Below are 8,128 nucleotides of genomic sequence, written 5' to 3'. Positions count from 1 at the left end.
AAGCAAATAAATTTAAAGAAAAATAGGTCAAATTTGGCCGAAAATAAAAGAATTTAAGCCGAATCAAATCGGCTTAAATTTGCGTTCAAATTTGAGCCCTAAAGTCGCTCGCCGTATTGCGAAAATCAGCCAAAATTTAAAGCCGCTCTATCGCCGCAAGTACATTTATAGCGTCGTTTGCTGGCTCTGCTACGTCGTTAAATCTTTTTACGACTTCGCCGTTTTTTATGATCAGAGTTTGGCGGCGGTAAAATTTCTTGCCGTCGTTTGTCGTAAAGGTTTGCAAATTTAACGGGGATTCTAGCTCGAAGTTTTCATCGCTCAAAAATATAAAATTTGCGCCTACGCTTTGTTTAAACTCGTTCATCTTTTCTACGCTCTGAGAACCGACGGCGATTAGCGTAAAGCCCGCAGATTCGAGCTTTACAAGGTTTTCTTGATAGGCTTTGCACTGAAGCGTGCAGCCTGTTAGCCCCTTTAAATCCTTTAAATTTTCAGGCAAAAACTTCCCGCTCTCGCCCATTTTAGGATATGTAAAAACTATGCAGTTTTTACCGCTCGTTAGCTCGTCAAATTTGACCGGATTTGCGTTTATATCTTTCATTGCGTCCTCTTTGAGTGTGAATTATTAAAAAAATAGACTAAAAATAGCACCGCAAAGCTTATAAACAGCATAATCGCCGAATAAACGTGCGCCTTAGTGTAGTCCATGAGCTCGACGGCCTCGTAGATGGCGATGCTCGCGACTTTAGTCTTATCTGGGGCGCTGCCGCCTATCATCAGCACGACGCCAAACTCGCCCAAAGTATGCGCGAAACTTACTATGAGAGCGGTTAGAAGCGATGGTTTGATGTTTGGCAGAGCAACTCTAAAAAGCGTCTCCCATTTGCCTTTGCCTAGCGAATAGCTCGCCTCAAAAAGACTCTTTGGCAGGCTCGCAAAGCCCGCCTGAAGCGGCTGAAACATAAAAGGCAGCGAGTAAATGCAGCTAGCGATGATGAGGCCTGAAAAGTTAAAAACCAAGCGGATATCAAAGGTTTGCTCAAAAAATTTGCCCAAAAAGTTGTAAGGCGAGAGAAAAACCAGCATGTAAAAACCGAGCACCGAAGGCGGCAGCACGAGAGGCAGCGAGATCACGGCTTCTAGCACGGGTTTAAATTTAAAACTCGCGCGGCTGAGCCAAAACGCGACCGGCAGCATGAGAAAAAACAAGATCGCAGTCGAGATAAAAGCAAGCTTTAGCGAGAGGTAAAAGGGCGTAAAATCTATATTCATCTAGCCTCGCTTTGCGCGTAAATTTGATCGTTTCGCTCGTCAAATTTGCCCGATTTAGCGCCGTAAAATTTGTCGTTTTCACCACCGCTTTTTTGTAAATTTAGCCCAAATGCCTTAGCGCTTATCGCCGCCTCGTCGCCTGATTTTAAATTTGCCGCTTCCGCCGTGCTTAGAGCTACTTCGCAAAGCTGCCCACCGACGGAAACGACGGCTACGTAGATGGCGTCGCGCTTTGAGATTTCTAAAATTTTAGCCGGCAGGCTAAATTTCTGCGAGCCGCTGTGGCGCAAAAATATCTCGCCAGGGCTGCCTTCCTGCGCGATTTTACCGCCCTCTAGCACGAAAACTTTTGAGGCGAGTTTGTAGATCTCCGCGACGTCGTGGCTAACCAAAATCGTCGTCATATCAAACTCGGCGTGCACCTTAGCAAGGTAGTCTTGCAGCTTTTCGCGCATGGCGTTATCAAGGGCTGAAAGCGGCTCATCGAGTAGTAAAATTTCTGGCTTTCGCATGAGTGCGCGGGCTAGGGCGGCGCGCTGCTTTTGACCGCCCGAGAGCTGTGAGATGGCAGCGTTTTCTAGCGAGCTCATCTCGACTAGTTCTAGTAGCTTGCGTGCTAAATTTACGTCGTTGTTTGCAAAAAGCAGATTTTTCATCACGTTCATATTTGGAAAAAGCGCGTAGTCTTGAAATAAAAACCCGATATTTCGGCTTTGGGGCGGAGTGAAGTTTTTACCGTCAAATAGCGTCTGGCCGCCTGCTTTTATCGTTCCGCTATCAGGCGTTTCAAATCCTGCGATCAGGCGCAAAAGCGTCGTTTTGCCGCTACCGCTTTTGCCGTACAAGGCGACGAATTCACCCTTTTTTACGTTCAAATTTACGTCTAGATTAAATTTCCCGTTTGCGCCGTTTAGGCTTTTTATGCAGTTTAGTTCTATCATGCGATGTAGAGCGAGGTTGCCTTGATGTAGGCGTAAATCTGATCGCCCGGTGCTAAATTTAGCCGCTTTAGCGATGCCGTGGAGATGATGCTTTCAAACTCAAACTCGCCCGCGTTTAGATGCAGCGAGCTCGTGATTTGCCCTCTTTGGATGTCTGAAATTTGCGCTTTTATCTCGTTTGAGACCGAGCAGTTTAAAAGCGGGGAGGTAGCGACGAATACGTCCGAGCTTTTAAAGCCTAGCCGAACTTCGTCGCCGATTTTTAAATTTTGCAGATTTTCCAAGGATAGCATTTTGAGGCTCAAATTTTCGGCGCTAAACTCAAAAACACTAACGCCGTCATTTTGCTCTATCGCCGAAATTTTAGCCTTTATCACGGGATGACGTATCCGAATTTTCTAAAGATTTCCTTCGCGCGGTCGCTTCTGATGAAGTCGTAGAAAGCTTTGGCTTCAGGATTGTTCTCGCCGTGTTTTAGGATAACCATGCCTTGATCGATCGGAGTGTAGAGCGCAGGATCGATGAGGATAAAGTTTTTACCCTCTTTGTACTCGGCCATTTTTTTATCGTGCATTGCAGAAGCCGCGATAAATCCTACATCGGCAGCGCTTAGAGCTTGGCTTAGAGCTTCGCCGATAGATTTTGCTAGGATGACGTTTTTCTCGACTTTATCGTAGATGCCCGCTTTTTTTAGAGCTTCGACGCTAGCCTTACCGTAAGGAGCGGTTTCGGGGTTTGCGATCGCGATGGCTTTTAGGCCTTCTACCGCGTTTATGCCCTTAGCTAGATCGATATCTCTGATCGTAAATAGAGCAAGCGCGCCCTGAGCGTATACTACAGGCTCGGTTACGGCAAATTTGGTGTCATATAGATCCTCTACGAATTTCATATTCGCAGCCATGAAAACGTCGGCAAGAGCGCCGTTTTTGACCTGGGTAGATAGCGCGCCGCTAGCTCCTAGAGTGACGGTTACTTTGGTGTCCGGATTTGATTTGGCAAACTCGGACTTTAGCTCGTCAAACGCATAAGTGACGTTTGCTGCGGCAAATACGTTGATCTCGCCCGCGTTTAGGTTAAAAGCGGCGATAGCCGCGACGACTAACGAAAAAAATGTTTTTTTCATTTTTTATACTCCTACTATGATTTGACTTGCTTTGATTATAGCGGTGAGCTCGTCGCCCACGCCGATTTTCATATCCATCGCGCTATCTTTGGTGATGATAGAGGTTAGCGTCTGATGATTGCTGATTTCTAGTACGATTTCGGCGTTTACGGAGCCGATTTTAGCCTCGATAACGCGTCCTTTTAATAAATTTGCCGCGCTTAGCTTTAGATTTTCCTCTTTTGCGAGCATTACGCTTGGGGCTTTAAAGATAAATACGACCTTTTTGCCGACTTTTAAATTTAGATTTTTTTCAGACTCGACCGTGACGTTAGCGCGTAAAATTTCGCCGTTTGAGAGCTTGGCGCTGATTTGCGAATTTACCGCGCCCGTTTTTACTTCGGTTATCTCGCAGCTTAGTTGGTTTCGCGCGCTCAGACTCATGCTCATGCGCTGTAAATTTAAAATTTCGTTCGTATCAACGTTTATATTTGAACAAACTTTTTCTAAAAATATCTTTTGGCTCTCTAGCATCGCGTCATATAGCGCGATCATCTTTTTGCCATACGCAGTGAGCTCCGAGCCGCTGTTTTTCTTGTTGCCTTCGGCTCTTGCGATTAGCGGTTCGTCCGAGCGGTTGTTTAGCGCGTCTAGGCTGTCCCATGCGTTTTTGTACGAGATGCCGACGTACTCGGCGGCTTTGGTTATGCTTTTGGTGTGTTCTACGGCCTTTAAAAGCTCTATATGTTTAGCCAGCACCGATACGCCGCTATCTAAAAATAGCTCTAAACTAACGTCTGCTTTCATGAAAATCCCCCAAATTCTATCAATATAAAAAAATAATTTGCTAGGAAGTATATTTAAATATATATGAAAAATAACTTAAATAAACTTCGTAATACCGGGCATTTTGAAATTTATAAATTTAAAAGCTACATTGAGATAAAATCTCAGGTTACTGCCTTTGCAGACTTGAAATTCGGAGATTTGATGAGAAAATTTTTACTCTCTCTTTTGCTTTTTTTTAGTTGCGTTTTTGCCGAACAAACGCAAGAAAAGAGCGAATTTGACGACGAATTTACGCAGCCTAGCGAGATTTTCGATCCGCTTAGCGGCTATAATAGAATGATGACGGGATTTAATGATTTTATGTACGTAAACGCCATCCACCCCGCGATAAAAGGTTATAACTACATAGTGCCCGAGGCTGCTAGAACTGCAGTGGGGAACTTTTTTGACAACCTTTTATATCCCGTTCGCTTCGTAAACAACCTCTTGCAGTTTAAATTTAGCGAGGCCGGCGAGGAGACGCTGAGATTTTTGGCAAATACGATTATCGGCTTTGGCGGGCTAACCGACGGCGCGAAATACTATAATCTGCAACGCCACGACGAGGACTTCGGTCAAACGCTAGGATACTGGGGCGTGGGTAGCGGATTTCACCTGGTTTTACCGTTTATCGGGCCGTCAAATTTACGCGATATCGTCGGTCTAGTCGGCGATTATTATCTCGATCCCATCAGCTATGTAAAGCCGGCTCTAGACTCCTTTGCGATAAAAACTTTCCGTCAGGGCAACCTTTTGTCTTTACATCCAGATGCTTACGACAATCTTAAAAAAGACGCGATCGATCTGTATCCGTTTCTACGCGACGCATACGAACAGCGCCGCAACCACCTAATAAAGGAATAAAATGAAGTTTTTAAAAATCATTCTGCTTGCGTTTTTTAGCGCGGTTAGCCTCTTTGCTATCAGCGAGGAGCAGATAAAACCTACGATGCAAAAAACGACGCAAGACGCTATCGAGGTATTAAAAAACGCAAATTTGAGCAAAGACGAGAAAATAAGCAAAATTTTCGCCGTTTTTGATCCGTATTTCGACTACGAACAGATGTCAAAGATCGCTCTAAGCAAGCGCTATAACAACCTAAGCGCCGAGCAAAAGGCTAAATTTAACAAAGCCTTCGAAGAGAGATTAAAATCAAGCTACGTCGATAAACTTTTAAGCTACAAAAACCAAACTATAAATTTTAAAGACGCGACCAAACCAAACGAAAATCGCTACTTTCTAAATGCGGATCTAGTCGGCGAGGACGGTAAAAACTACGGCTTTACGTATAAATTTTACAACGCCAAAGAGCGCGGCTGGCTCATCTACGACGTCGAAATTTTAGGCGTTAGCATCATCCAAACCTACCGCAGCCAGTTTGATAGCCTGATGGAAAACGAGAGCTTTGAAAATTTGCTTAGCAAGCTAAACTCCGTCCAAGCTCCGCAATAAGGCGCTGATGAAGCGGATTTTTAAATTTATCGTCGACTTTCCAAAGAGCGTTATCGCGGGCGTGCTAACCGCGACGCTAGTTTTTGGATATTTTAGCGGCAAGCTCGAGGTGGACGCGTCTACCGAGACACTGCTACTTGAAAACGATAAAGATCTAGCCGTCTTTAGAGACGTTTCTAAACGCTACGTTAGCCCAAACTACCTAGTCATCGCCTACACGCCAAAAGACGATCTGCTCGCACCCTCTACGCTTGAAAAGATAGAAAATTTAAGCCGCGAACTAGAAAAAAACGAGCTCGTCTCAAGCGTCATTTCTATATTAAACATCCCGCTGCTTCAAAGCGGAACTAACGATCTAGGCGAGCTGGTTAAGCATGTACCTAGCCTTGCCGATACAGATATAAACAAAACCTTGGTGCGCCGCGAGTTTGCAGATAGTCCGCTATATACGAACAACCTCGTTAGCCGTGATCTAAAAACTACGGCGATCGTGCTAAATTTAAAGACCGATGAGAAATATCAAAGCATACTAAACGAGCGAAACGCTCTGCTAAACGCCAAGCTAGACGGCAATATCACGAGCGAGCAAAAACAGCGTCTAAGCGAGGTAAATGCGCAGTTTAAAGCTCACCGCGACGAAGCGCGTATAAAAGAGAACGCCGCGATCGAGCAGATCCGCGAGACGATAGCGAAATTTGGCGGCGGCGAGAGTTTGTTTCTAGGCGGAGCAAATATGATCGCCGACGATATGGTGAGCTTCGTGCGATCCGATCTTGCGACCTACGGCATCAGCGTCACGCTGCTTTTGGTCTTTTGCCTTTGGCTCTTTTTTAGGCAGATTCGCCACATCGTTATGCCGATTTTTATCTGCGTAATTAGCGTTATCTGGGCGAGCGGGCTGTTTGGGTTTTTCGGTTGGGAGATTACCGTCATCAGCTCAAACTACATCGCCCTTCAGCTCATCATCACGATCTCGGTCGTCATTCACCTGATCGTGAGTTACCGCGAGTTTTGCATCACAAAACCGCATCTTAGCAACCGTCAACTAGTCTATCTCACGCTGCGCGATAAGGCCAGCCCATCGTTTTTTGCGATATTTACGACCGTTATCGGCTTTTTGTCGCTTGCGCTTTCTGATATCAAGCCTATCATAATGCTAGGTATCATGATGAGTGCGTCGATCTCTATCTCGCTGGCGCTCGCGTTTTTGCTATTTGGCTCCGCGATGGCGCTGATGCCAAAGCTCGCTCCCGTTAGAACTTTTGAGGATAAATTTAGCTTTACTAAACACTGCGCCGCGTTTGCGCTAAATCATAGCCGCGCGGTTTATGCGATTAGCATTGCGGTGCTTGTCTTCGGGCTTTACGGCATCTCAAAGCTAAAGGTTGAAAATAGTTTTATAAGCTATTTTAAAGATACGACCGAAATCCACAAAGGCATGCAGGTGATCGATACGAAGCTAGGCGGCACGGTGCCTGTTGATATATTGATCAAATTTAACAAGCCTAAATTTGAACAAAGCGCGGCCAAAAACGAGCCTAAAGACGAATTTGACGACGAATTCGCCGCTAGCGCGAACGAGGATAAGTACTGGTTTAATCAGCACAAAATTGATGTCGCGAAAAAGGTACATAACTATCTAGAAAATAAGCGCTTTATCGGGCACGCCAGCAGCCTAAACACCGTCGTAAAGATCGTCGAGCGTATCACGCAAAAGCCCGCCGACGGCCTCATGCTCTCGATCCTATACGAACAGATCCCGCAAAAATACAAAGACATAATCCTAAGCCCCTATGTAAGCATAAAGGACAACGAGCTGCGCTTTACCGCGCGAACTCTTGATAGCGACGACGCGCTACGCAGAGACGAGTTTTTGCACGAGCTAAAAACCGATATCGCAAATTTGATTGCAAACGACAATGCAAGCGTGCAAGTTAGCGGCGCGATGGTGCTTTACAACAACCTCCTTCAAAGCCTCATCGCCTCGCAGGTGGATTCTTTCGGTTTTGTTATCTTGTCGCTTTTTATCGTTTTTTGCATTATTTTTAAAAGCATTAAGCTCGCCGCAATCGCTATCACGTCAAATTTGATCCCGCTTTGTGCGGTATTTGGCGTCATGGGCGTCATGGGTATCCCGCTTGACATCATGAGTATTACGATAGCGGCTATCAGCATAGGCATCGGCGTGGACGACATCATCCACTACATACACCGCCTAAAAATCGAGCTTCGCAGCAAAAACGTCGCCGAGTCGATCAAGGCCTCGCACGCAAGTATCGGCTACGCGATGTACTACACCTCGTTTGCGATTATCCTCGGCTTTAGCATAATGGTAACTAGCAACTTTATCCCGACGATATATTTCGGACTTTTGACCGATCTTGTTATGATAATGATGTTGCTGGGGGCGTTGGTGTTGCTGCCAACCTTAATCAAAACCTTTTACCGGTCTAGAATTTCCCGCTGATTCCCCGTAAACGACGGATTTCAAGCTTTAAAATTTTAAACCCGTTTCGGTTACGTATTTCA

Annotated in this window: 9 protein-coding genes; 3 read left to right on the top strand and 6 right to left on the bottom strand. The window is 45.4% G+C overall.

Annotated features, from left to right (window positions below; all coding sequences use genetic code 11):
- Nucleotides 1-136: 136 nt before the first annotated feature.
- From Q0200_RS05000 to Q0200_RS04975, 6 genes are read right to left on the bottom strand one after another with little or no spacing between them, the layout of a single operon-like run.
- Nucleotides 137-604: a redoxin family protein gene (locus tag Q0200_RS05000; RefSeq protein ID WP_297938513.1), complete on the bottom strand. Its 468-nt coding sequence runs from the start codon at nt 602-604 to the stop codon at nt 137-139.
- Entirely contained in the window at nt 601-1,275 is a 675-nt protein-coding gene (modB, locus tag Q0200_RS04995) for a molybdate ABC transporter permease subunit (RefSeq protein ID WP_297938511.1), read from the bottom strand. Before modB ends, Q0200_RS05000 begins: the two co-directional genes overlap by 4 nt.
- Entirely contained in the window at nt 1,272-2,216 is a 945-nt protein-coding gene (locus Q0200_RS04990) for an ATP-binding cassette domain-containing protein (RefSeq protein WP_297938508.1), read from the bottom strand. Before Q0200_RS04990 ends, modB begins: the two co-directional genes overlap by 4 nt.
- Complete coding sequence (locus tag Q0200_RS04985) at nt 2,213-2,593, bottom strand: TOBE domain-containing protein (protein ID WP_297938505.1); 381 nt, start codon at nt 2,591-2,593, stop codon at nt 2,213-2,215. The genes Q0200_RS04990 and Q0200_RS04985 overlap by 4 nt, the downstream gene beginning before the upstream one ends.
- Complete coding sequence (gene modA, locus Q0200_RS04980; RefSeq protein ID WP_297938502.1) at nt 2,590-3,339, bottom strand: molybdate ABC transporter substrate-binding protein; 750 nt, start codon at nt 3,337-3,339, stop codon at nt 2,590-2,592. Before modA ends, Q0200_RS04985 begins: the two co-directional genes overlap by 4 nt.
- A gap of 3 nt (nt 3,340-3,342) precedes the next feature.
- Nucleotides 3,343-4,125 (bottom strand): TOBE domain-containing protein, encoded by a 783-nt coding sequence (locus tag Q0200_RS04975; protein WP_297938499.1) that lies wholly within the window; start codon nt 4,123-4,125, stop codon nt 3,343-3,345.
- Nucleotides 4,126-4,188: 63 nt separating this feature from the next.
- On the opposite strand from Q0200_RS04975, the gene Q0200_RS04970 reads away from it, so the two are divergent.
- The 3 genes from Q0200_RS04970 to Q0200_RS04960 are packed head-to-tail and all read left to right on the top strand — an operon-like array spanning nt 4,189 to nt 8,066.
- Complete coding sequence (locus Q0200_RS04970; protein ID WP_297938496.1) at nt 4,189-5,010, top strand: VacJ family lipoprotein; 822 nt, start codon at nt 4,189-4,191, stop codon at nt 5,008-5,010.
- Nucleotide 5,011: 1 nt separating this feature from the next.
- The gene (locus tag Q0200_RS04965) at nt 5,012-5,599 is read left to right on the top strand and encodes an ABC transporter substrate-binding protein (RefSeq protein ID WP_297938491.1); all 588 of its coding nucleotides are present in this window, start codon (nt 5,012-5,014) and stop codon (nt 5,597-5,599) included.
- Between the two features lie 7 nt (nt 5,600-5,606).
- Entirely contained in the window at nt 5,607-8,066 is a 2,460-nt protein-coding gene (locus tag Q0200_RS04960; RefSeq protein WP_297938488.1) for an MMPL family transporter, read from the top strand.
- Nucleotides 8,067-8,128 lie beyond the last annotated feature (62 nt).

The organism is uncultured Campylobacter sp. (assembly GCF_938045225.1).
Lineage (GTDB): Bacteria > Campylobacterota > Campylobacteria > Campylobacterales > Campylobacteraceae > Campylobacter_A.
Note: the sequence above shows the minus strand (reverse complement) of the source record. Positions and strands in the feature narration are given on the sequence as shown.

What these genes read in the sequence shown, in the direction of transcription:
- Q0200_RS05000 (WP_297938513.1), bottom strand. Translation starts at nt 604, where the DNA reads ATGAAAGATATAAACGCAAATCCGGTCAAATTTGACGAGCTAACGAGC.
- modB (WP_297938511.1), bottom strand. Translation starts at nt 1,275, where the DNA reads ATGAATATAGATTTTACGCCCTTTTACCTCTCGCTAAAGCTTGCTTTT.
- Q0200_RS04990 (WP_297938508.1), bottom strand. Translation starts at nt 2,216, where the DNA reads ATGATAGAACTAAACTGCATAAAAAGCCTAAACGGCGCAAACGGGAAA.
- modA (WP_297938502.1), bottom strand. Translation starts at nt 3,339, where the DNA reads ATGAAAAAAACATTTTTTTCGTTAGTCGTCGCGGCTATCGCCGCTTTT.
- Q0200_RS04975 (WP_297938499.1), bottom strand. Translation starts at nt 4,125, where the DNA reads ATGAAAGCAGACGTTAGTTTAGAGCTATTTTTAGATAGCGGCGTATCG.
- Q0200_RS04970 (WP_297938496.1), top strand. Translation starts at nt 4,189, where the DNA reads ATGAAAAATAACTTAAATAAACTTCGTAATACCGGGCATTTTGAAATT.
- Q0200_RS04965 (WP_297938491.1), top strand. Translation starts at nt 5,012, where the DNA reads ATGAAGTTTTTAAAAATCATTCTGCTTGCGTTTTTTAGCGCGGTTAGC.
- Q0200_RS04960 (WP_297938488.1), top strand. Translation starts at nt 5,607, where the DNA reads ATGAAGCGGATTTTTAAATTTATCGTCGACTTTCCAAAGAGCGTTATC.